This window comes from Rhizobium brockwellii, assembly GCF_000769405.2.
Taxonomy (GTDB): Bacteria; Pseudomonadota; Alphaproteobacteria; order Rhizobiales; family Rhizobiaceae; genus Rhizobium; species Rhizobium brockwellii.
The window spans coordinates 119733-141530 of record NZ_CP053444.1; the positions used below are offsets into that span (position 1 = coordinate 119733).

Annotated in this window: 24 protein-coding genes and 5 pseudogenes; 11 read left to right on the forward strand and 18 right to left on the reverse strand. The window is 58.1% G+C overall.

Annotation, left to right across the window (positions count from 1 at the left end; all coding sequences use genetic code 11):
• Positions 1–115: 115 nt before the first annotated feature.
• The 9 genes and pseudogenes from RLCC275e_RS33390 to RLCC275e_RS33430 form a co-directional block, all read right to left on the reverse strand.
• Positions 116–250, reverse strand: a pseudogene (locus RLCC275e_RS33390) (integrase core domain-containing protein); the annotation flags it as partial.
• A gap of 137 nt (positions 251–387) precedes the next feature.
• The gene (locus tag RLCC275e_RS33395; protein ID WP_033181230.1) at positions 388–1095 is read right to left on the reverse strand and encodes a hypothetical protein; all 708 of its coding nucleotides are present in this window, start codon (positions 1093–1095) and stop codon (positions 388–390) included.
• A gap of 297 nt (positions 1096–1392) precedes the next feature.
• Positions 1393–1614: a hypothetical protein gene (locus RLCC275e_RS33400; RefSeq protein ID WP_033181231.1), complete on the reverse strand. Its 222-nt coding sequence runs from the start codon at positions 1612–1614 to the stop codon at positions 1393–1395.
• A 437-nt stretch (positions 1615–2051) separates the two neighbouring features.
• On the reverse strand, positions 2052–3131 hold the full coding sequence (locus RLCC275e_RS33405) for an IS630 family transposase (RefSeq protein WP_130707161.1): 1080 nt from the start codon (positions 3129–3131) through the stop codon (positions 2052–2054).
• 68 nt (positions 3132–3199) lie between these two features.
• A complete protein-coding gene (locus RLCC275e_RS33410) occupies positions 3200–3610 on the reverse strand; it encodes an Lrp/AsnC ligand binding domain-containing protein (protein WP_245304497.1) in 411 nt (136 codons plus the stop codon).
• Between the two features lie 63 nt (positions 3611–3673).
• Positions 3674–4078: a hypothetical protein gene (locus RLCC275e_RS33415; RefSeq protein ID WP_064649260.1), complete on the reverse strand. Its 405-nt coding sequence runs from the start codon at positions 4076–4078 to the stop codon at positions 3674–3676.
• A 67-nt stretch (positions 4079–4145) separates the two neighbouring features.
• On the reverse strand, positions 4146–4862 hold the full coding sequence (locus RLCC275e_RS33420) for a hypothetical protein (protein ID WP_115156629.1): 717 nt from the start codon (positions 4860–4862) through the stop codon (positions 4146–4148).
• Positions 4863–4986: 124 nt separating this feature from the next.
• Positions 4987–5658: a hypothetical protein gene (locus tag RLCC275e_RS33425; RefSeq protein ID WP_064649264.1), complete on the reverse strand. Its 672-nt coding sequence runs from the start codon at positions 5656–5658 to the stop codon at positions 4987–4989.
• Between the two features lie 177 nt (positions 5659–5835).
• Positions 5836–6186: a helix-turn-helix domain-containing protein gene (locus RLCC275e_RS33430; RefSeq protein ID WP_064649266.1), complete on the reverse strand. Its 351-nt coding sequence runs from the start codon at positions 6184–6186 to the stop codon at positions 5836–5838.
• 177 nt (positions 6187–6363) lie between these two features.
• Between RLCC275e_RS33430 and RLCC275e_RS33435 the strand changes: the two genes are divergently transcribed.
• A complete protein-coding gene (locus tag RLCC275e_RS33435) occupies positions 6364–7008 on the forward strand; it encodes an acyl-homoserine-lactone synthase (RefSeq protein WP_064649268.1) in 645 nt (214 codons plus the stop codon).
• Positions 7009–7187: 179 nt separating this feature from the next.
• Positions 7188–7913 carry a helix-turn-helix transcriptional regulator gene (locus RLCC275e_RS33440; RefSeq protein WP_064649271.1) on the forward strand — a complete coding sequence of 242 codons (726 nt, stop codon included), beginning with the start codon at positions 7188–7190 and terminating at the stop codon, positions 7911–7913.
• 524 nt (positions 7914–8437) lie between these two features.
• On the opposite strand, the gene tnpA is transcribed toward RLCC275e_RS33440, so the two are convergent.
• Positions 8438–8848 carry an IS66-like element accessory protein TnpA gene (gene tnpA / locus RLCC275e_RS33445; RefSeq protein WP_115156630.1) on the reverse strand — a complete coding sequence of 137 codons (411 nt, stop codon included), beginning with the start codon at positions 8846–8848 and terminating at the stop codon, positions 8438–8440.
• 147 nt (positions 8849–8995) lie between these two features.
• Between tnpA and RLCC275e_RS34150 the strand changes: the two genes are divergently transcribed.
• The 3 genes from RLCC275e_RS34150 to RLCC275e_RS34155 all read left to right on the forward strand — a co-directional run bounded on the left by RLCC275e_RS34150 (position 8996) and on the right by RLCC275e_RS34155 (position 11080).
• The gene (locus tag RLCC275e_RS34150) at positions 8996–9193 is read left to right on the forward strand and encodes a ribbon-helix-helix domain-containing protein (protein ID WP_115156597.1); all 198 of its coding nucleotides are present in this window, start codon (positions 8996–8998) and stop codon (positions 9191–9193) included.
• 173 nt (positions 9194–9366) lie between these two features.
• A complete protein-coding gene (locus RLCC275e_RS33450; RefSeq protein WP_115156598.1) occupies positions 9367–9738 on the forward strand; it encodes a helix-turn-helix domain-containing protein in 372 nt (123 codons plus the stop codon).
• 10 nt (positions 9739–9748) lie between these two features.
• Entirely contained in the window at positions 9749–11080 is a 1332-nt protein-coding gene (locus RLCC275e_RS34155; protein ID WP_197726758.1) for an ABC transporter permease subunit, read from the forward strand.
• Positions 11081–11150: 70 nt separating this feature from the next.
• Here the strand turns inward: RLCC275e_RS34155 and RLCC275e_RS33470 are convergent, their stop codons facing one another.
• Together RLCC275e_RS33470 and RLCC275e_RS34555 are read right to left on the reverse strand one after the other, a co-directional pair.
• The gene (locus tag RLCC275e_RS33470; protein ID WP_064647175.1) at positions 11151–11450 is read right to left on the reverse strand and encodes a helix-turn-helix domain-containing protein; all 300 of its coding nucleotides are present in this window, start codon (positions 11448–11450) and stop codon (positions 11151–11153) included.
• Positions 11451–11783: 333 nt separating this feature from the next.
• Positions 11784–12074, reverse strand: a pseudogene (locus RLCC275e_RS34555) (hybrid sensor histidine kinase/response regulator); the annotation flags it as partial.
• 257 nt (positions 12075–12331) lie between these two features.
• On the opposite strand from RLCC275e_RS34555, the gene RLCC275e_RS33475 reads away from it, so the two are divergent.
• The 5 genes and pseudogenes from RLCC275e_RS33475 to RLCC275e_RS33490 all read left to right on the forward strand — a co-directional run bounded on the left by RLCC275e_RS33475 (position 12332) and on the right by RLCC275e_RS33490 (position 15890).
• On the forward strand, positions 12332–13210 hold the full coding sequence (locus tag RLCC275e_RS33475) for an alpha/beta fold hydrolase (protein WP_064647177.1): 879 nt from the start codon (positions 12332–12334) through the stop codon (positions 13208–13210).
• Between the two features lie 239 nt (positions 13211–13449).
• Positions 13450–13545, forward strand: a pseudogene (locus tag RLCC275e_RS34560) (IS6 family transposase); the annotation flags it as partial.
• A 222-nt stretch (positions 13546–13767) separates the two neighbouring features.
• Positions 13768–14349 (forward strand): TetR/AcrR family transcriptional regulator, encoded by a 582-nt coding sequence (locus RLCC275e_RS33480; protein WP_064647179.1) that lies wholly within the window; start codon positions 13768–13770, stop codon positions 14347–14349.
• Positions 14350–14402: 53 nt separating this feature from the next.
• Positions 14403–15497 (forward strand): NADH:flavin oxidoreductase, encoded by a 1095-nt coding sequence (locus RLCC275e_RS33485; protein WP_064647181.1) that lies wholly within the window; start codon positions 14403–14405, stop codon positions 15495–15497.
• A 42-nt stretch (positions 15498–15539) separates the two neighbouring features.
• Positions 15540–15890: a DUF1330 domain-containing protein gene (locus RLCC275e_RS33490; protein ID WP_056541577.1), complete on the forward strand. Its 351-nt coding sequence runs from the start codon at positions 15540–15542 to the stop codon at positions 15888–15890.
• A gap of 535 nt (positions 15891–16425) precedes the next feature.
• On the opposite strand, the pseudogene RLCC275e_RS33495 reads toward RLCC275e_RS33490, so the two are convergent.
• The 5 genes and pseudogenes from RLCC275e_RS33495 to RLCC275e_RS33510 form a co-directional block, all read right to left on the reverse strand.
• Positions 16426–16979, reverse strand: a pseudogene (locus RLCC275e_RS33495) (IS30 family transposase); the annotation flags it as partial.
• A 225-nt stretch (positions 16980–17204) separates the two neighbouring features.
• Positions 17205–17588, reverse strand: coding sequence for a COG4315 family predicted lipoprotein (locus tag RLCC275e_RS33500; protein ID WP_064647183.1), 384 nt, complete (start codon positions 17586–17588; stop codon positions 17205–17207).
• A gap of 101 nt (positions 17589–17689) precedes the next feature.
• Positions 17690–17900, reverse strand: a pseudogene (locus RLCC275e_RS34565) (hypothetical protein); the annotation flags it as partial.
• A gap of 15 nt (positions 17901–17915) precedes the next feature.
• Positions 17916–18809, reverse strand: coding sequence for an alpha/beta hydrolase (locus tag RLCC275e_RS33505; RefSeq protein ID WP_064647185.1), 894 nt, complete (start codon positions 18807–18809; stop codon positions 17916–17918).
• Positions 18810–18821: 12 nt separating this feature from the next.
• Positions 18822–19640 carry an enoyl-CoA hydratase/isomerase family protein gene (locus RLCC275e_RS33510; protein ID WP_115156600.1) on the reverse strand — a complete coding sequence of 273 codons (819 nt, stop codon included), beginning with the start codon at positions 19638–19640 and terminating at the stop codon, positions 18822–18824.
• Between the two features lie 97 nt (positions 19641–19737).
• Between RLCC275e_RS33510 and RLCC275e_RS33515 the strand changes: the two genes are divergently transcribed.
• Complete coding sequence (locus RLCC275e_RS33515) at positions 19738–20643, forward strand: LysR family transcriptional regulator (protein ID WP_115156601.1); 906 nt, start codon at positions 19738–19740, stop codon at positions 20641–20643.
• A gap of 157 nt (positions 20644–20800) precedes the next feature.
• On the opposite strand, the gene RLCC275e_RS33520 is transcribed toward RLCC275e_RS33515, so the two are convergent.
• Positions 20801–21553 carry an IS6 family transposase gene (locus RLCC275e_RS33520; protein WP_130685502.1) on the reverse strand — a complete coding sequence of 251 codons (753 nt, stop codon included), beginning with the start codon at positions 21551–21553 and terminating at the stop codon, positions 20801–20803.
• Between the last annotated feature and the right edge of the window lie 245 nt (positions 21554–21798).

A 21798-nucleotide genomic window follows, 5' to 3' on the forward strand; every position in this document is an offset into this window, starting at 1 on the left:
GAGATTGAGTCGGCTTGACGTGCCCCGATAATTTAGGCCATTTGGAACTGGAATTTTCCACTTTGAACCGCCCCCAAACTCTGGACCAGCTGAGGCTAGAGTTTTCCGGCTTCATTCAGGGAGGCGGGCTGGTTGCGCCTCCTGATTTCATCAGCGAGATCGGCACCTTATTGCCGATCGCACCATGTGGCCGAAACTCATTATACTCTCTACGCCAATCCTCCATCTTTTCGCGGGCCTCCGCAAGGGTTGCGATTTCGTCGTGCCTAACTCAGATCGCTAAGATCCGTGCACTGACGCGGAGCTGCACTGCTTGATACTGATCAGGATGACACGCGTTCACCCGCTCTCTTTCGAAAAATGAATTGGATGGCCGTCGCACAAGCTCTATCGAGAAAGCAACCGCGGAACTGGAAAGTCTAACACATTGTCCGTGTAGCTTTCGACCACGGCGCTAAACGGCGTTCCGTCTCGAAGTTTAAGCACTGCACGATGTTCGAGCAGGAACGGCTGCAGGCTAGGGGAACTTGTTTCATGCGCTACTAAGCCGTCTATGTCCCAGCCTTCGGATAGAGGGGACCAGAGCAACTTGGCAGACAGGTTTGTGCGAGTGAAATTGAGAGCCTGAACGGCTCTGCCAAACGCGATATCGCTGGTCTTCAACGCGTGATTCATCGCTGCAGTAAGTTTTGCAGGTAAATACCAATTGTCGGCCTCGGATAGGACGCGGTCGCCGCAGACCAAGCGGACGTGGCGATAAGCGATCAGCTCTCCGGGTCCGACTGTCAGAAGTTCACGGATGTGCTCGTCGGCCGGCTTGTCTTGCCCGCGCACACGCTGTGCTACGATCTTGGAACCTTCCGGCGCGAGCTTGTGCGCCGCGCACCAGCGGTCAAGGGTCAACGTAGCACTGGCATTGCTCAGGAGATTGGCATTCAAGGTCTGGAGGACCGCAAGCGCTTCCACTCGAGATGCTGGGCTGTTCAGCCAATGAGACCGTGTGGAAGATTGTTGCGCAAAAGCAATCTGCGTCCCCAGCGCCATGCCGGCCGCTGCGCGTGCGGCAATGCGAATGCATTTCAAAGAGGGTAACATCACTGAAAATGAACTCCTTTTCTGCGGTGAATTTGATGGGAAGCCGTGCGGTCAAGTTTTCTGTTTTTGGCAGGCGAGCATATATGCATCCTGCAGCATTATTTGAACTGCGCGTTGCGTGTACCGGATAGGGTAGGGTTCTCGATTGACTTCTTAATCTTTCGATGTCGTTGTTGGAGTTTGCAACCGTTGGCGACTGCGTCGGCGATTTCACCCTGGAATTTGGAAGCAAGACTTAATATTAAATCGGGAACGCGGCCGCCGTCCGAGCTCTCCCAGTTCCATACATCGTAACCCTCACCTACGGGGTTTAGCGCCCTTGTTGTCCTCCTCGCTCTTTGCGAAATGTTCATGCCGCTGGATTGGATAAAATAGGTCGCAACCGTAAGCCCAATCCAAGAGAAATTGTTGAAAGATGGTCTTCTTCTTCGACACAGAGTCCTTCTGCCGGTGGTCGACGGTCGCTGCCAGCAGGCGCGCGTCGGTAACGTACTTGTCTGATTTCTTGTTGCGCTCCATGCCATCGTGCTCCCTGTGTAACCTGCCGGCGATGATGTCGCCTGCAATGGTTCAGCTTCGTAGGAAAAAGACTGTCCTGTTGTGATATCGGTAGCCGGGTTGCGGGGACATTTGATGAAGGCGATAAATAAAGCAACTACTCGCCAGGATATACTTTCTGGCATAACATGAAATATTCAATAAAAGAATTTATAACTGTGGTAAAACAGTAGGTTATACAAATATAAGTTTGCATATAATATTGCATATATCGCACTTCGTTTCTTTGGCTGCAGCCGTCAAGGCCACTTTGTCCTCCACCGCTCTACGGCTGAAGCAATCAGCTGCACGATATGAGGCGCCGAGCCCAGTCTCCGATCGTGAAGGGAATGATCGCGGCCCAGGCATCCCTGTCAGTCCACGAAAACGGCGCGGCAAACGGATAGCCGCCGAAGACGCTAGTGGATTGATTCCAACGTTTGGTGCCCACGTTTGACGGCTGCGATGATCTCATCGGGGTCTGCTTTCCAGATGAATGGCTTTGGTTCGTGGTTGTGTTCTTTGACGAAGCGGTTGATGGCCGCCTGCAGGTCAACGACGGAGTGGAAAACGCCGTGCTTCAGCCGCCGGCGTGTCAGTTTTGCGAAGAAGCCTTCGACAGCATTGAGCCATGAGCACGATATCGGGACGAAGTGGAAGGTCCATCGTGGATGCCTTGCCAGCCAGGCGCGGACCTTCGGCTGTTTATGCGTCGCGTAATTGTCGAGAATGACGTGGACCGCCTTATCTTTCGGCAGCTCCGCCTCAATGGCGTTGAGGAACCGAATAAACTCCTGATGCCGGTGGCGCTGCATGTTTCGGCCGATGACCGATCCGTCGAGAACATTGAGGGCGGCAAACAGGGTGGTCGTGCCGTGGCGCTTGTAATCGTGGGTCATTGTGCCGGCGCGCCCCTTCTTGAGCGGCAAGCCCGGTTGGGTCCGGTCGAGCGCCTGGATCTGGCTTTTCTCATCGACGGACAAGACAATGGCGTGGGTCGGTGGCGAGACGTAGAGACCGACGACATCGTGAAGCTTCTCGGCAAAAGCCTTGTCATTGGAGAGTTTGAAACTGCGCCACCGATGCGGCGCCAGCCCATGCTCGTGCCAGATCTTGACGACGGAAGAGGCCGCGATCCCAACGGCATTTGCCATGGCACGCACGGTCCAGTGCGTTGCCTCCTGTCGAGGCGGTTCCAGCGTCAGCGCAACGACCTGCTCCACCACGTCGCTCTCCAGAGGCGCCATGCCCGGAGGCCTGCTCTTGTCGCGCAACAGGCCATCGACCCCCTCGGACATGAAACGCTCCTGCCAGCGCCAGACGCAAGGTTTGGACTTTCCCGTCGCCTGCATGATGGCGACCGTTCCCAGGCCGTTGCCGCTCATCAAGATGATCTTGGCCCGCCAGACATGCTTCTGCGGAGACGTTGGGGCAGCAATGATGGCTTCAAGCCGAGAACGGTCGGCGGCGGTGACGTCAAATGTGATCCCTGTGCGCATCCCCAACCGTCGCACAATCCCAAACGGTTGGGAATCTCAGGACGGAATCTTTCGTCGCGATCAATCCACTAGAAGGGCAACCTCGCGTTCTCCTTGACTTTCTTCATCACGAAGAAGGTGCGCGTCTGGCGCACGCCAGGCAGGGCGATCAGCTTCTGGCCGTGCAGCTTGTTGAAATCGGCCATGTCACGGACGCGGATTTTCAGGAGGTAATCGAAATCTCCGGCCACCAGACTGCAGTCCAGCACTTCCTTAAGCTCCATGACAGCGCCCTCGAATGCGCCAAAGCTCTCAGGTGTGGAGCGATCCAATACGACGCCCACCATCACCATCGCGCCGAGTCCGACGACGCTCGGCGCGACCTCCGCCCGAACGCCGGTAAGGGGACGTGCCGCCGAACGTGCGATCGTCCCGACACGGGGCCAAATCTGGCTGTGATCGGTGATGCGGCGCGGGCATCTCAATCTGTCGTTATCCACTCCCCGACTCAACCTTTGCGTAAAGTGCGGGGAGTGAACCGTTCGGCCGAGGGGTTTCGCCTCTTACTGGCAGGCAGTCAGACCGCCCGGATTTTGAATGGGGGCGAAACCGACGCCGTCGATTGTGTTGTCGTTGCGGGCAATGAAGCAGTAATTGTCATTGGCATGGGGAGCTGCAACGACGCAGGAGTTGGCCCCCGCCGGAATGACATAGGTGTCCAATCCGTTGATCGCAAAGACCGAGGCTGTTCCATTCGGATGGGGTACCGGCTGCTTTGTGAACAAGATGGCATTCTGTGGTGGCGCGACTGCGATAGGCTGATGGTTCCGGCAATCGGACGAAAAGACGAGTTGTGCCGCCGCGGGTATAGCGGTTGCGATAATGGAGGAGATGGCAATGAGAAGTCTTGCAGCGGTCTTGCCGCGAGGACCTGTTTGGCCGGTGAACTTCGTTGTGATGCCCGACATGGCTATTCTCCTGATTGCAAGGATTGAGGGGATTGCTCAAGCGTCTGTAATGATCCTGATTCTGGGTCTATGGTCCTCCCGCCGCCGAAAAGGTCCCGTTGGCATTGTAGGTTACGGTGTACGTTGCGTAGCCGGTGGTGAAATCGCAGCGCGCGGCGTTGCTCTCGTCGTAAGCCACGGTGCTTCCGACCGGCTGGTAGCCCATTTTCACGAAAAAGATTTGCTTCGGTATGCAGTTCATGATCGCATTGGGGACAGGAGCGACGAAGCTCGAGAGTATGATCGCCTGATTGTTGTTGAGGGCGACGACGCCGCAATAGAGTTCGGGATGCGGCAGCGGCGTATAGGAAGGCACGTTGATGCCAAACCCTCCGATCGCAATTCCGGCTTGATTGGCCGGCGCCGAAAGTCCGAGCGGGTCGAGCGTCAAGGTCGTGCAATTATCCGGCGAACCATCGGCCGTGGTGAGCGTAACCGGTCGGAACGCCGAGGTGCTGCCGACCACCGATAGCGTAGCTGCATTGAGCGCGAGCAGCGCAATAAGCTGGGAGGCAGACGCTTGTTTGGTGCTGAGGGCACCTGCATAGATCTGACTGTCCAACCCGAAATTGATCTGCGCTCCCGTAGTTGCGTAATTGCCGACGCTTTGGCAGCCGAGACTGCCGCTGAGGATGGGATCAGGGCTCGGCAGCAACGGAAATGCGGCCTGCTTCTGGAAGACATAGAAATATTGCGTCGTTTGCGAAAGGTTTCGAACGATGATCTGGTATGACGAACTCGTCATGGCGTGTGATAATCCCCTTTTAGACCAAGCCTGTCCGTCGCCCGGAACGAGCGGTGGCAACCGAACGAATGGTGCGCATGCAGGTGAAGAAGGGGCGGATCCTCACCTGCGTGCCTGCCGGGGTTTACTGGAGCTGCGTAGTCCAGGTCCCGTCAGATTTCAGGCTGACGTTGCAGACGGAATAGCCGCCGGTGAAATCCGAAAGCGCCGCGTTCACGCTCGATTGCGTAAAGTTCATGACGACACCTGGCGTGTAAGCCCCGGTCTGGACATAGTATTTCAGGATCGGCTGGCAATCGGTGTTGCTGGCGGGGTTTGCCTGCACGAAGTTGGAGAGCACGATGCCGCCATTGACGGCAACCGCCGAGCCGACATTGAAATAGGGGGGCGAGTTGAAGACCGGCGTGGTAATGCGAAACGCACCAGGCTGCACACCTTCCCCGTAGATCGGCGAGGAGAGACCGAGCGGGTTGACCGTCGCGGTCGTCCAGTCGTTCGGTTTACCGCTGCCACCTGAACTCGGAGCAAGATCGATGGCGCGGCTGGCTGACGAGTAGCCGGAAGAGGCGCCGATTTGCGGCGGTGTGTTTGCCTGCTGGATGCCGGCATAATATTGCAGGTTGACCTGGAAGGTCAGGATCGCGCCGGTGTTGTCGTAGTTGCCGAGCGATTGCGAGAAAAGGCTATTCGAATAGACTTGCCCGCCGCCGGTGTAAATCGCCGGCTGCTGAAAGAAGTAGAAGTTTTGCGTCTGGGATTCGTAATTTTTCACGTTGATCGTCAGCATCGTAGACATGGGCAACCCTTCTGCGTTTGAGAGTGAAAACGAGGGTCTTCACCGCGGCGAGGGCAGGTGGCCTAGTTTTGCTACCGATGCCGTCGTGAAACCCTAACTAGAAATATTGTTTATGGCGGCGGTAGTTGCAATCTAAAGATGTTGAGTGCAACGTAAAAAAGCCGTATGAAATTGTGCTTAGCGTAACACGTGCTCCCGAGGGATCGATTCGAGCAGCCCGATGAGATTGGACTGGGATGCCGCAGACCGGCCGCGCAGCGCCATGACCCATAGCAACTCCGTGGCGGAGATCGTGCTGTTCTTATGGCCATCTATGGCTCCTCGCCCGAGAAGCAGCCAGTCGAGGGAGACGTCCAGAAGGCGGGCGAGAGCGCAGGCGCTTTCCAGGGATGTATGGCCGCCGTTCTGCCAGCGGGAGACGGCCGCGACGGATACATTCAGTTCGGCCGCGAGAGCGTGTACTTTCCGGAAGTTGCCCAGAGAAATCGCTTCTCGAATACGTTTGCCGCGCGCTGGGTCGTAGGCCATGACCATTCTTCCTTTGGGTGCATTGAATTGGCAGCCACAGAGCTTGGGATCGGTCAAGCTTTGGAATTTAAGCGAAAATGAAAGGCAAAGCGAAGCACCGGTCAACCTGGTGAAATATCCAGATTGCTCCCGGTCGTCTTCCTGTTGTGAAACATCACCACATCAGGAGGGATGGATATGTTGCGGATACTCACCAAAGACATGCTCGAGACCGATCGACCTGCTTTTGACAATATGTTTCGGGCTCGCGCCGCCGTCTTTCGTGATCGGCTGGGATGGCAGGTTGATGTCCGGGACCGGTGGGAGAGGGACCGATACGATGAGGCCGAGGATCCCGTTTATCTCGTCACGCAACGACCTTCCGGCACGCTGACCGGTTCGTTGCGCCTGTTGCCGACCACGGGGGCAACGATGCTTAAAAGCGAGTTTCGACATTTCTTCGATCAGCCAATCGACGTTGATAGCCCGACGACCTGGGAATGTACTCGCTTTTGCGTTCACCCGATTGCCGGTCACCTCGATCAGCATTCGTCGCGCGCAGTCGCCACGGAGCTGCTCTCAGGGCTTTGCGATCTCGCTCTCGACACGGGTATCGATACTATCGTCGGCGTCTATGATGTCGCGATGATCGGGGTGTACCGCAGGATCGGCTGGAGGCCGACGCCGCTTGCGCGATCCCGGCCGGAAATCGGCAACCTGTATGTCGGCTTATGGGACGTGACGGCGCAGAATTGTCAGATGCTTCGAGCCAACCTTTCGGGACTTCTGCCGCAAGCTTCTTCCGACCCTGCCAGGGTGCTTATCGGTGGAGGCATACGGTAAGCGCGGTCGCCTCCCGCTGCCTTCAGGGGGAGATTCCACGTCGCGCGGGGACATCCGACGCTAAGCCTTAACCTTCATTGACGCCGTGCCGCGGCTGGCATTGAATAGTCTGTTCCAGACAGAGATGAAATGTTACCTTGGCGGGCAATCTTTGTAACCCGCAACCGCGAGTGCATCTCATGCTGAGCAGTTCTCGTTTTTTCTACTGTGTGGACCAGATCTCTGCATCGCCTACGATGCAGGACCTGGAAACAACTCTGGATGAAGTCCGCCATATCTATGCGATATCGCACATGGTCCTTCATGTCACCCGCTCCTCAGGGGCGGCAGCCCACAATCCGCTGCTGATGCTGACCTACCCGCCCGAGTGGGTGAAGCAATACCTTGCCTGCGATTACTTCAGCATCGATCCAGTTGTGCGCCTCGGCCGACGCGGTTTTCTGCCACTGGAATGGTCCGCATCGAAATGGGATTCAGGGCGGGAGATTGGCTTCTTCAAGGAGGCGATGGCTTTCGGTATCGGCCGGCAAGGGGTGACCTTGCCTGTGCGTGGGCCTCACGGGGAGCGTTCACTGTTTACGGTTACGTCCAATCATCCGGACTCTTACTGGCGACAGTTCCGCATGGAAAGCATGCGCGACTTGCAGTTTCTTGCTCACCATCTCCACGATAGGGCGATGGTTCTGTCGGGTATGAGAACATGTACCGACTTTCCGAAATTGTCCCGCCGCGAGCTGCAATGTCTGCAGATGACTGCCAACGGCTTCCTGGCAAAGCAGATTTGTGCCCGGTTGTTCATTTCGACGAGTGCTGTGCAGCTCTATCTCGCATCGGCTCGACGGAAGTTGGCAGTCGCGACGACGAGCGAAGCGGTGGCCAAGGCAACAGCACTCGAGTTGATTTAGGCTTAGAAGCGCTCGGGCCGTCTCGCACCATAACCAAGCGCTTCCGGAAGATAGTGGAAGTCCAAGGAGCAAACGATTATGAATTTCGGCGATGCGCTGAACCGTCTCAAGCACGACGGAAAGGCTGGACGCCGCGCTTTGGACGGTAGGAACTAGCCGGTTCTGACCATAGATCGCCAAGGGATTACTACACCTCCAAAACCATTCTTGCCGCGGAAGTCACGGTAACGAAATGCATCTCTTCCGCATTGACTGGTGCGATCTTCGTCTTCGGCATGTTCGAAACTGCTCGTCATTTCGCAGCTCCATGAGGCAAGGTAGGCGACCTCCCCGTGGGCCGATAGATCGCTGCCGAGAAAGAGACCAAGTTGACGTTCCGAGTGAGCCGGGACATGCCCTCGAGCATTCCTGACTTTGCTGCGCGCAATGATCCAGCAGACTCAAACCGCTCCCAAGAAGCGGTGAAGTGCTCGGCATGGTAGTGTTGAATCGTCCAATTGGGCGGGCTCTACTTGAAACCGGGATCATCGCCGACCCAGCACACAATCGAGAATGCGGCCCAGCTCCTCCGTGTCGATGTCGCTGTCCACGCGGACACGGCGATCGCGGCCCAGCTCAATCGTCACATCGCTACGCTTCCGGCGGGGCTGCGATGGGGCCGGCGCTTCCAAGGCAGGGGGCTGGGCTGCAGGCGCGGCCTCCGAAACGATCACGGGCACCAAGGTGCTCGATACCTGCATTGACGGCTCCTCGATTTGGCAAAGCTCCTTGCGCCAGCGGAAGAGCTGGCTGACATGGATACCGGCCGCACGAGCAATCTCGGAAAGCACCGCACCTGGCTCGAGACAGGCTGCAACGAGCCGCTCTTTATCCTCTTGAGACCAGCGCCGTCGGCGCTCGACAGACGTGATCACTTCAATCTGATGCTTCGTCATAGGACTACTCCTAGTGTTTGCACTAGGACTTCCGCTAGAAAAATGGCCTCACCGCACGCTTACGTTGCGATTCCGGATTTAGTGCTTTCACAAACAAGGAGAATCGTGCAGGTCACTAGCGATGTGATGATTTGAGGATTTGGAAGTTTGACCAAGGGCACAGCCGAGATGACATCGTCGGAAAGATATAGGTTCAAGCGTGAAGCGCAGGGCGAGAAACAGGTGCTTCTATGGATTGAATCCGGTCTGACGACAATTTTGGACGAACTGGTCGAGTCGGGTAACTTCCGCAATCGGTCTGAGGCCGTTGCGGCTGCCCTCAAAAATCTGGTTCATGAACGATAGTAAGGGCTTAACGCTGAAGGCTCCAGGACGGCAATCCCAGAGCCTTCGAGATTAGATAGTGACGATTGGGACACCAGAGCTAACATGCACTTCTGGCTATCCCAAGTTACGCTGATTTGTCAACGCCTACTTCGAGGCGAACGGCGAAGCGTTGCCCTGTGAAAGGGATAACTATGAGAAACGCAAGCTCCTCCGGCTGGCGCCCACAAAAGCCGACACCATCACCGGCAGCAAAGCCCGCTACAGCGGACAAGAAAGTCCTTTTTCAGGCAGCGCACAAGGCGGGCCGCGCGTTGAAACTGCCGTCGAGCGCCAGGTTCGTCCTCGACCAGCTCGTCGGCGTCTTCGACGGAGTGCTGGTCGAAAACCGAATGCTCGTCTGGCCCTCGAATGATTTTCTGGTCAAGCGCACGGGACTGTCGGAGCGGTCTGTCCGCTATTCTCTTAAACGGCTGATCGACCTGGGATTGATCCTCGGGAAGGACAGTCCGAATGGCAAACGGTTCGCTCAGCGATCGCCGCGGGGCCAGATCTCGAAGGCATAACGTTGTTAGATTGCGCTACCAGCGCTTCAGTCTCTATCATCGCGCAGCCGACCGATATGGTCTGACGCTTAGGCCGGCGGCCTCCTATCGCTACGTGTACCCGCTCTCTGAGCGCGATCTTGCGGATCTAGTTTACTACTTCGAAGACAGTGGTGACGATGATACCCGCCGTGAGTTCGGTGCATTTCACGCAAACCGCCGACCCGGAGTTCACGCGGTTATTCAAGGTATGGATGCCTGGAACGACTCGTGGCAGGGCCTGACGCCACCCATGCTTTCGATGCGCGACAACGGTGACGAGATTGTCGTGAAGGACACGCGCAATATAGCGGCGGAACGTGAACATCACGTCAAAGGCATAGCGCGTGAAATCCTACTGGCTGCCGATCGAGGCACGCCAGAGATCCACCTGGGCCGACAGCTTAAGGGGGCGAACACAATTGAGATTGAGGAGGCAACTCTTCATCACCTGTTCCTGCCGGCCTTGTCGACGGCGATCTGGCTGGTGCCGGTTCTGACTCAGAGCCTTCGCGCCGCCCTCATCGAAAAGACAACGGCCGACTTCGTCACAGCCGCGCGGGCGCTGGGCGCCACAGAGCGGCAGATATTCTGGGAGACCATGTTGCCGAATGACATGAACAACGAAGTGCCTATGCCCGACGGTAAGGTGGAAACCCGCTTCCGCGGTGTTCACGTTACAGAAAGCGAGCTTATGGTTCCCGATCGAATAGACGGTATTGGATCGCCAGGCTTGCCCGGCTACATGGATGCACAGCATGATAAACTATTCAGGCAAGCTGTGAATAACGCCAGATCATCGATTGCCGCGCCTCTTCCGGCAAACGCGCCGATTTGGAGCTCGAACTCTCCATACGGAGACTTTTCCTACGGCGGTTATTCTTGGAATAATGATGTATGGGGAACCGGCGCCGGGCCTCAGACGATTTCGGTTCATGCAGGCAAACAGTGGAGCGTTTGGTCGAACCAGCCTAATACAGATGGCATCAAGAGCTATCCCCACCAGGCGTTAAATATCGAAAAACCTCTCAGTTCAATTAATACTCTGACTTCGAGCTTCAAGACACTGAAGCACCCCATCTCGTTCGACGCGCCCGACGACAGGAAAGTCAATCTGCTGCTCGGCGTGATATGGCCTCGCGACAGCAGGGAAGGATTCGTTCCCGCGCTGTCGCGATCCGTCCGCCTGCTTCGCCAGCCTGGCTATCGGGAATGCCTTCGCAACGCGACGTCGTCGGCCGAAGCCCACGCCGGGATCGAAGCCTTTGAGGCGGGAAGTGGCGGGTCCCTTCGGTACGCCCCTTCCAAGGGGCGGAAGGCATGAGTCGATAGCGCTTCCGCGCGGGCCGCGGGACTCCGGACGAGGGTGCGAATGCGGGTGCGCGTCCCGAAGATCAGGGCACCCGGTCGTTCGCGACTATCCCGCCCTCGCCCTCCATGCGGGCGATGCGCTTCGCTTCCGATTCCGTGAACTTACGCCGTACCCCGATGCCGCCGCCGTTCTCCTCGATGAACACCGCGCCAAGTTCTTCAAGGGCTGCCTGGAGGGCCGCGATGGTCTTGTCGTCAGGCTCGTAGTGCTTGTGTTCGAAGTCGCGGATGACGGCTTCATCGATGCCGGAGCGGATGGTGAGCTTGCCGCGGGTGATCTCGACGAGTGCCCTCGCCGCCCGGCATTGCGAACCAGTTATCATTCTCTTCTCCTTCAGTCCTTAATGGCGGGCCAGTCTTCTCCTGCCGCCGTCCGGAAGCAAGGGGCGCCGGGCCCGGGTCGCGGCCGTCACGTGTCGCCGGAAGGCTCGCCGTAGTGTGGCAGCGACTAATTCCAATGCAAGGCCCCGAAACGGGTCGCTAGGGCCACGACGAAACCAGTTACGATCGCCGGCCAGCGCCAACCGGTCACGCGCTTTCAGGCCGTTCTCGGCAGCCGCGAGCAGCCAGTGGGCGATGGGGAGCAATCGCGACTCACGATTGCGATCCCGGCGGCTGCCAGCGTCCAGTGCTGTTTGCCGCCGCCGCTCACCTTAATCCAAGTCGATGATGCGTTGACGCGCTTCACACTGACGCCGCGGCCCCCTGAGTGCGGAACGGGCTATACTGATGAAGGTTGTCGCGTGAAATGGACGCTCGACAAAACTGACATTGCCCAAGATTTCCGGCAGTCTCGCCGCCGATGGATTGCGTTCTGGACCACCGCCGCGCCCCGTCAGAATTACGAACGGAAGATAGGACCAGCTTGGTTGTTTTTCAATCCAGAGCGCAATGGAGCGTAGATCAGCTGCGCGTGAGGCCCCCTCCGTGACTACTCCAAAGGCGATCAACGGCACGCCAAAGCCAGTGTTTGCTATTTTGATCGCGCGAAGCTTGCAGCCGTTGCACAGGTGCTGGTTTAGCGTTCTTGTATTCCGCTCCCATGCAAGCCGTGGATGACCGTTCGACGCCACGAGTGGTCAGGAGACTCGACGTCTTTCAAAAGATCGTGTTGTCACCGGAGTGTGTGTGGTCGGGCTCGCTAGCTCAGGCTAATTGCGTAATTCGGTGAGTACGAATGCGCTCTGTTGATAAAGGCTGATCAATGTCGATTTTGAATACCCTGAGTTCCGGACATCATGTCGTCGATATCGATGGAATTCGCCAAAGTTTTCATGTCACGGGCAAAGGGCCGGTGATCGTGGTTCATCCCGGCGGCCCAGGAATTCACTGGCAATATCTTCGCATGCCCCTCTTGGAGCGCCATTTTACCATGGTGTACCTTGAGCCGATTGGTACAGGTGGTTCAGGCCAATTAGCAGAACATCCGCACGGCTATACTATTGAACTCTTTGCAAATCAGCTTCGCAGATTTCTTGAGACGCTCGACATTTCTAATGTCATCCTTCTCGGTCATTCGCACGGCGGTTTTGTCATCCAGGAACATACGAGCGGAAGCCCCGATCGCGTATCGGGGATGATCTTGTACTCATCGTCGGCGGTGACAGGCAATGACTTTATGAGGAACGCCGCAAACGGCATTCAAGCCTTTGCTGATCGCCATCACGCCGATGGGCCAGCGGTACTCCAAGCTTGGCAGTCGGTCCCTAAGATGTCGAGCGATGACGACTATACAAAGATAATGCGCGACCTACTCCCCGCTTACTTTGCCGATGGTGTCCGAGAGAAGCTTGATCTTGAAGCGTTTCGCGCAGGGATTAACGCCACACTTCTCATTGGCAACAACGAACCCTTTGATGCTCGATCGAGACTTCAAAATCTTTCCGTGCGGACGCTAATTCTCACAGGTGATCACGATTTCATATGCGGGCCTAAATGGGGCGAAACCCTGCATGACAGCCTTCGAAATTCCGAGCTGGTACGCTTTGCCCATAGCGGCCATTTCGCTCATCTTGAGCAGCCGGAGGAATTCCTCGCCTCGGTACTTGCATTCGTTAAAGCTCATAAGCTAACCCCGCACTGAGGCCTTAGCCAATCTCAGCTTCCTCGCAGGATCGTCACTCCGCATGACTTTGTTTCCAGATGGACATTACGTTGCCGTCGGTTGGCTAGCCTTCTCGACATCTTAGAGTTCGCCGATCCGGTGTAAGGCTGGGATCTCGTCGTGCTGCCAGTAAATGATTTTCAGCCAGATGCGGCAGGGCCGCTGTTCAACCTTCATTCCCCGGGGCGTCCACAGATGCCCCTTTAATGTTCAGGGGCCTGGATGGTAACGAGGTGGCTCACATGATCCGCAAGCGCCAATTTTCAACCAGTGGCCAATCGGCATTTCAGCAATTCGCCGCACTCGCTGCATAACTGTGTCCAGCGATGGCCGCTTCTGCGATCTTTTCAAACGTTTGCGACAAAACCCGCGCGGCTTCTGAGCAGTACGTGAATGAGAACCAGTCTTGGAGGGGAAGTGGCGTCACCCCGCCGGAGCACTGATACTCGCATGAATCTTTCGGCGCCCCCTTGCAAAACCGCCCGCGAACGTTTAGATGATTGTTATCATCCATTTGCTAGGGAAGGTGAGCCGCCATGCGAAACAGCGCAGCCAAGAAAGACGCTAATCGCCAGCTGATCTTGCAGGCCGCAGGACGGCTATTTCGAGAAAAGGGCATCGAGCAGGTCGGCGTGGCGGATGTCATGAGAGCCGCTGGAATGACGCACGGCGGATTCTACAGGCATTTCTCGGACAAGTCGGATTTGGCAACGCAAGCCATCAGCCAAGCCTTAGCCGTGCAGCAGGAGGCAGCGATCAACGGTGCTCCTGGCATTCCCGCACTTGCAGAGAGTTACCTGAACTCCGAGCACCGGGACAGCATCGGTTCAGGCTGTGTATTTGCGGCCCTTGGCTCGGAGACGGCCCGCGGACATGATGCGAGCCGTGCGGCGATGTCGCAGGCCATTCGCAGCCAGATCGATTTTCTTGCGGCAGGGGCTGCCGGCAAGACTGACGAACAGCGGCGACAGATAGCGGTCGGCAGTTGGTCCGCAATGATCGGCGCCTTGATCCTCTCGCGGATCAGCGAAGATGCCACTCTCTCAGAAGAGATTCTCCACGAAACCAAAGGTTGGCTGCTCAGCCAGCAAACATCTATCTCGGCCGATCGCCCGTGAGCGTCGGCACGAAAGCAAGTACGCAAGCGCGATCGAATTGAGGATTCTGCACCATGAACGTCACCCCCCTTTTCCGTCCCTTTAAGCTTGGGCAATTGGACCTGAGAAACCGCATCGTCATGGCTCCGATGACGCGGAAGCTAAGTCCAGACGGCGTTCCGGGTGAGGATGTATCGCAATATTATCGGCGTCGCGCCGAGGGTGGTGTCGGATTGATCATCACCGAAGGCACGACTATCGGGCGTCCTGCCGCCTCAAGTAGTTCGTCTATCCCGAATTTCCATTCACCCGACAGCCTCGTTGGCTGGGCAAAAGTAGTGAGGGAAGTCCATGCTGCCGGGTCGCGAATTGCGCCGCAGCTCTGGCATCTCGGCAACCTCCGCGCAAAAGGGACCGGACCATCACCGGAAACGCCCTCTGAAGGCCCGAGCGAAACGGAATCTGGGGCGAGGGCGATGACCGATGCCGATATCGCCGATAGCATTGCGGCGTTTGCCACGGCTGCCGCGGCCGCTCGCAAGATTGGATTTGACGCGGTAGAGCTCCACGGAGCCCATGGCTACCTCCTCGACCAGTTTTTGTGGTCGCGCACAAACGGCCGCGCGGATGCTTACGGTGGCGACGCGGCGCAACGGACGCGATTTGCGACAGATGTCGTCCGGGCCGTTCGTCAGGCCGTCGGACCTGACTTCCCGATCATCTTCCGCTTTTCGCAATGGAAACTTCAGGACTATGCGGCAACGCTCGCGGGAGATGCTGTGGAGCTTGAGCAGGTTCTAGGCCCACTCAGCGACGCCGGGGTCGATATTTTTCATGCTTCGACGAGGCGCTTTTGGGAGCCGGCATTTACGGGCTCCTCACTTAATCTCGCGGGATGGACCCGCAAGATCACAGGGCGGCCAACGATCAGCGTTGGTTCGGTTGGCCTCTCTGGTGCCGATTTCCTCGAACAGCTGCTCGGCGAGTCAAATGGCGCACCGCTCGGCACGCTGGAGGAACTGTTGCGACGCATGGAAGAGGAAGAATTCGATCTGATAGCAATCGGACGAGCCCTCATCAGCAACCCGAACTGGCCGAACGCCATGCGGCGGGGGGATTTCCAGGCGCTGTTCCCCTTCGAAAAGTCGCATTTGGCTTCACTCGCCTAGCATCGACAGTTTCCAATTTAATCCATCAACAGGAGTTAAACCTTGACTACTTATCTGATCAACCACCTGCGAATCCCCGGCGACGTTCCCAATGACCAGGGCCTCACTTATCTCGAAAGCGTTGAAGCAACAGTTGCTCCATTTGGCGGTAAATGGCTTGCGCAGGGACCTGCGACCGTTGTCGAGGGGACTTGGTCTGGTGCCGTCGTCCTCATGGAATTTCCGAGCCGCGAAGCAGCTGACACCTGGTACAATTCGCCTGAATACCAGGCTATCCTGCCGCTTCGCACGAAGAACTCGATCTCCGACCTTATCTTGATCGATCAGTTGCCTGAAGGCTTCACCGTCAAGGGCTTTGCCCAGGATGTCCGGCGCGCGATCGCCGGCGCCTGACCCAAAACAAGTCGCTGCGCCGCGTCACGCGGCGCAGCACAAGATGACGGGTTCTGTCGCGCGCTGCTGCATGGACTCATGACTGTTAGACCGCCTGCGAGACCAGGAGATAAAAACACACCAGCCGGCGGATGGGCCGCTCCGCATGAAGTTGGCTCCTCACCAAGCGGTTGGTTCCGTTGTGAGCAATAGGCTGTAGTTCCACTGGGCTGTTAGACGCGGGATCCCATTCATTTGATTGAGAGGGAAGAGCCGTCTCATCTGCATCCGCAACGAAGACTGCGAGTAACCTTGCTGCATCGTCTCGTCGCATTTCACACCGGCTGGATCCCACCAAGTGGTTCAACGCGTAGGTCTTTTTTGTCAGACGCCGCCGTCGAACGCCGCTTGAGAGATCAGGGCCTAGCCCGGGCGATCAATGGATTTCACGGACGTTCCTACCATACGAACGAACGGAGAAAGGCGATGAAGCGAAGCGCGGACACTTGCGGAGGCCGAGGGCGCAGTCCTCCGCCACCTATCCTCATGCGCTATTTGCACTGAGCTTGGCTTGGCTGTGTACGGACAGGTCGGTGCGGCGTGGGAGATACTGGCGCAGCAATCGATTGGTGTTTTCATTCGAACCGCGCTGCCAGGGTGATCGGGGATCGCAGAAGTAGATCTCAACGTCAGCGGCCATTGCCAGACGCTGATGGTCGGCCAGTTCCTTGCCCCGATCCCAGGTCAGTGATTGAAGTTCGCACGGTAGTTTCTGCGACTGCTTGATAAGGGCAGAGACCACGCTTTCGGTATCCTTGTTTGCGACCTTGATCAGCATGACATAATGCGAGTGACGCTCGACCAACGTCGCTATGTAGCTGTTCCTCGACCCGCCGATAAGATCGCCCTCCCAATGACCGGGAACGGCACGGTCTTCGACAGACGCAGGTCTCTCGCTTATGGAAATCGCATCTTTGATCTGGCCCAAGCCGCTCCGTGTCATGCTGGCATGCCGGGAACGACGGATTGTTCGTCTTGCCCTAAGGTGTTCGAGAATTCGTTTTTCAGCGCCCCGCGGGCCTGTACGTACAGGCTGCGGTAGATCGTTTCGGAGAGGCGCGAAAGCGACCAGGAACTCCTGGGGCCGCGCGGGGCAAGACGCTCGCGAGGCGGGACCTGCTGAACCCGGCGATCCTCCACACGGTTAGCACTGCCAGAAGAGAGACCTCCAAGTCAAATTGCGCGGCAGGGTAAGTTTGTCGGGTGTCTTATGGCCGATTGTGCTTGCCCTGTTGCCAGTGCGGGACACGTAATCCGCGGTCCGGCGCGATGCCGTTACGGCCGGGCGACATGCCAGACGCCTTCGGCGCCGTCACCATGGACGTCTCCCGGCTGGGAATCGAAGTGATAGGTATAGAGCGGCGCGCCGTTATAGGCCCACTGGGTGACGCCTGTCGGCCGCGTGACGATGCTCCAAGGGCCGGAAGCCTTGGCGCCGGCCGGTGCTTCGAACGGAGGCCAGGCGAGAGCGCAGATCAGGGTGCATTCGGACTTTCCGGGCTGGTCCTTGTCGAAGGTGTAAAGCGACTGACCATCGGCATCCGTCAGCAGCTTGTGCTGTCCGATTGTTGCGACGGCAGCGGGCGACATGGTCTTTGCCTCTGCCAGCGATGCCGACATCAGGGCGAGGCCGAGGGAAACGAAGAGGGTTCTGGTCATTGCAGACATTTCGAGGTCCTTTCTGTTGTTGCTCCGAGCCGAATGGGGGTATGCGGCACGGGCGGCGTGTGTTTGGGGGAGGGTTTCAGTCTCGCGGGCACCTAACCCTTGGGGGCGAGTGCCGTCGGCACCGGCAGAATGAATTCCGAAGCAACCTTCAGGTCGTATTGTCTTCGACGGCGCGCATCGTGCCGTCGCGATTCCAGTCCCCTCCAAACTGAATCCAGTCGATGATCATAAGGAAGGGCTTGGGCGTCCGCCCTGGCTAGCATAGGAGACGGTGATGTTCATCGGCGCGTAGGATTCGGCCACCGTCCCTGCAGTCTATCAAAGGTGGGACCGGAACCAGTCGATGACGGCTCCCGATGAGGTTTCGAATTCCCGCTCGTAGGGGTCAAAGTGGCCGCCCTGGATCATGACGAGACGCTTGGGATGCAGGGCGCGCTCATAGGCCTTGAGTGCAAGATCGGTCGGGGCGGTATGGTCGTGGTCTGCCACGATCACCAGAAGCGGGGTGGGAGAGACGCGGTCTATCCATTCGCCGGGGGCATACATGCGGGACCAGCGGGTCGAGCGCAGCGTGACCTTGTTTTCCCATTTTCCGGCGGGCGCTTTCTTCAGGTAGAAGTCCACGGCGTCGGTTGCCTTGTAGGACGAGTTCTGATCCGCCTCCGTGCTGACGATCACCTGCATCGCGGGGGGCTCGCCGCGAAGCTGGGCAAGGTCGTCGGCGGCCAGCAGCGCTTCGAGATCGGCCACTTTTTCCGAGGGTACCCGGCGCAGGCCCGAGGCATATCCATCGATCGTTGGAACCTGGGCCGCGATCGCCTTCAAGCGGCGGTCGGTCGCACCGAGGACGATGGCGTGGCCGCCAGCGAAACTCGTTCCCCACAGGCCGACGCGATTTTCGTCGACTTCGGGGCGCTGCTGCAGATACGAGATCGCCCGGCGCCAGTCGGTGATCTGCTGCCACGGGTTGACGTCATGGCGGGGTTGACCGCCGCTGTCGCCAAAGCCGCGATGGTCATGCAGCAGCACCACGAAACCGGCCTTTGCGAAGGCTTCGGCAAAGGCATCAATGCCGTGATACTTCGTACCGGCATAGCCATGGGCCATGGTGATGGCCGGAAGCGGTTGCTGCTGGCCCTGCGGTATGTAGAGCCATGCGGATAACTCGATACCGCCCTCTGCGGGAAAGCGAACGTCTTTTTTCGTAAACATCGGTCGATCCTCTCATTGATCCAGTGAGCCCAGCAAGGGGGCAAGGCTAAGCTCTGCGTCTCGCGTCTGAAAGCCGTGCTCCAATGCGCGTCGAATGCGCCGTCCGGCCTCTTCATGGCGCAGGCTTTCGCCGAAGAGGTCGGAGTCGCGCCGGAAGTCCTCGATCGGCGCAAGGCAGGCGGCGTTCACCCGATCCTTGATAGCGGCGAGCCCCGCGGCCGGGAAGCGCGCGATGCGATGGGCCAGTGCGGTCACGAAATCGGCAAGCTCCAGGGGCGGCAGCGCCCGATTGATCCAGCCGTAGCGCTCGGCGGTATCGGCATCATAATCCTCGGCGGACAGCATGATTTCCAGCGCGCGGCCGCGGCCGACAAGCGGGGCCAGATGCTGGACGCCACCGGCGCCCGGAAGCGCGCCGAAGGCAGCCTCGATCTGGCTGAAGACCGCCGCACCCCGGGCCGCGAAGCGCATGTCGCAGGCAAGGACAAACTCGCTTCCGGCGCCCCGGGCGCGACCCTCGATCTGGGCGATCGATATGAGGCGGCTCTGGCTGAGGTGGCGGAACAGGAGACCGATGGAGGGTTCGCCTGCGAGCCTTGCGGCCTCGTTGCGATACTCGCTGACGCGGGTCACATCGACGTGGGAAATGAAAAAGTCGGGATCGGTGCTGCGGAAGACGACGACCTTGATGTCAGGGTCGCTCTCGGCATGTTCGATCAGCGATACGAAATCCCGAACCAGTTCGGGGCCGATCAGGTTCATCGGCGGTGCGTCGATCTCTGCAAACAGGACGCCTTCAGCACTCTTCGTCTTGATGGTTTCGAGGTTCATGGCAGCAACCCTTCCTTGGCATGGTTTAAAATAAACCCTTCCAAGGCTGAGCAGCAGCCGTTAAAAACGAGAAGCACCCTTTCATAGGTGGAAGGATATGGATCGCCTCGAGGCAATGACAATATTTCTGGCGGCCGTGGAAACGGGCAGCCTGTCGGCGGCCAGCAGGCGCCTGCGTATTCCCCTGGCGACGGTGAGCCGAAGGGTGTCCGAGCTCGAAGACCATTTGAAGTTTCGCCTGTTGGTGCGGGGCAATCGCAAGCTCACGCTCACGCGGGCCGGGCGGACCTATCTGTCCTCCTGCCGACGGATCCTCGAAGACCTGGCCGAAGCGGAACGCGATGCGGCCGGCGAATACGAGACGCCGCGCGGCTTGCTTACGGTCAGCGTGCCGCAGGTTCTGGGGCGCGTTCATGTGATGCCGGTCGTTGCCGAATTCCTGCGCGAATACCCCGACATCCGCGTCAGCGTTCAACTCACCGACCGCAAGATCAGCGTGGGAGAGGAAGGCGTCGATCTTGCGCTTCGCGTCGGCGAACTTCCAGACAGCAGCATGATCGCCTTGCGCGCCGGTTCGTTCGGCCAGGTCCTCTGCGCCAGTCCATCCTATTTCGAGGATCGGCACGTTCCGGAACATCCTGCGGATCTGGCCGCGCATAGCTGCATTGGCTATGAGGGTCTGGCAACCGGAAGGCGCTGGGAGTTCGGCTCCGGCACCGCGCGCCGGACTGTCGAGGTGCCGTGCCGCCTCCTCGTCAACTCGATCGAGGCAGCGTTGAGCGCCGCGCTGGCCGGCGGGGGGATTGCGTGCGTTTTGTCTTACCTGGCCGATGAGCTGGTCGAGGCGAAAAAGCTTGTGACCGTTCTCGACGCTCACGCTCCGCCTGCCATCCCGGTCAGCTTCATTTATCCCGGTCAGCGCCAGGTGCCACTCAAGTTGCGCGCATTTCTGGATTTCGCAGTCCCGCGGATGAAAGACAGATTGCGGTACGGACAGCACTAGAACTGTCAGGCGAAAACGGGGGAGCGCCCGTCATCGGGCGGCGGACGTCGATCTATAGCAGCCAGTGGCCGGTGCAACCCTCACGCCTCGGCGCCTGCCATCCGGTCCATTAAGGAGCATCTGTTGCGCGACATAGCTCCCAAAGGTGGCGTCGCCTTTACGGATCGTAGCCGCGGGCAAGGCGCGCGTCCCGAATTTCAGAGCACGTCGACAATGCGATTTCACGCCAGGTGTTGACGGCGCTGGCGCGGAGTTGGCCGTGGTCTGCGGCAGTGAGATGTTTCCGATGGAGATGAAAGAGGTTGGCGACCTGGCCATGAACCGAGACGAAACGTTGACATTGCCGCGCCGATTTGACGCGCATCATCCGCCTCTCTCGTCGCCGCAGCGGAAGATGAGAATATCCGGCGCGGTTGTTCAACCCCTTGTGCGATCGATGCTCAACGCCGGGTATCAACTCAGCTTTCGCGGCAGCATAGGAGCGCAGCTTGTCGGTGACCATCACCCTCGGCGTGGCACCCTGGCTTTTGAGCAGTTTGCGGATCAGCCGCAGCGCAGCGCTCTTGTTCCTACGGCTTTGTAAAAGCGCATCGAGAATAAAGCCTTCGGCATCGACGGCACGCCACAGCCAGTATTTCCTGCCCTTGATCGATACCACAAGTTCACCAAGATGCCATTTGTCGGCAAAGTTGCCGCGTGATCGCCGCCGGAGTTGATAAGTGAACTTGAGGCCAAATTTCACCACCCATTTCGACACTGTCTGAAACGACACTGCAATCCCGCGTTCGGCAAGCAGGTCTTCGACATCGCGGAGGCTCAGCGGAAATCGGCAATAAAGCCACACGGCATGGGCGATAATCTCGGCCGGAAAACGTTGGCGGTGGTAACGGGCAAGCGGTTCTTCGGTCATGCTGGTCGAATATCGCCTCGATCAGCAAAATCCGTTAAGGCGACGCCACCTTTCAGAGAGATTTCTCTGTCTAAAATAGCAGCCAATCGCTCGGAAAAAGTGTCCTGCGACTCACGGTGTTCTTGGACAGCAATCTTAGCGAAGCTAGATCGATATCGCCGGATCCTCGACGGGGACCGCCCAAGATGAAGACATCGGCGACTGAAACCAACGAGGAGATCGAAAACGATAAGCTGGCTCCTGAG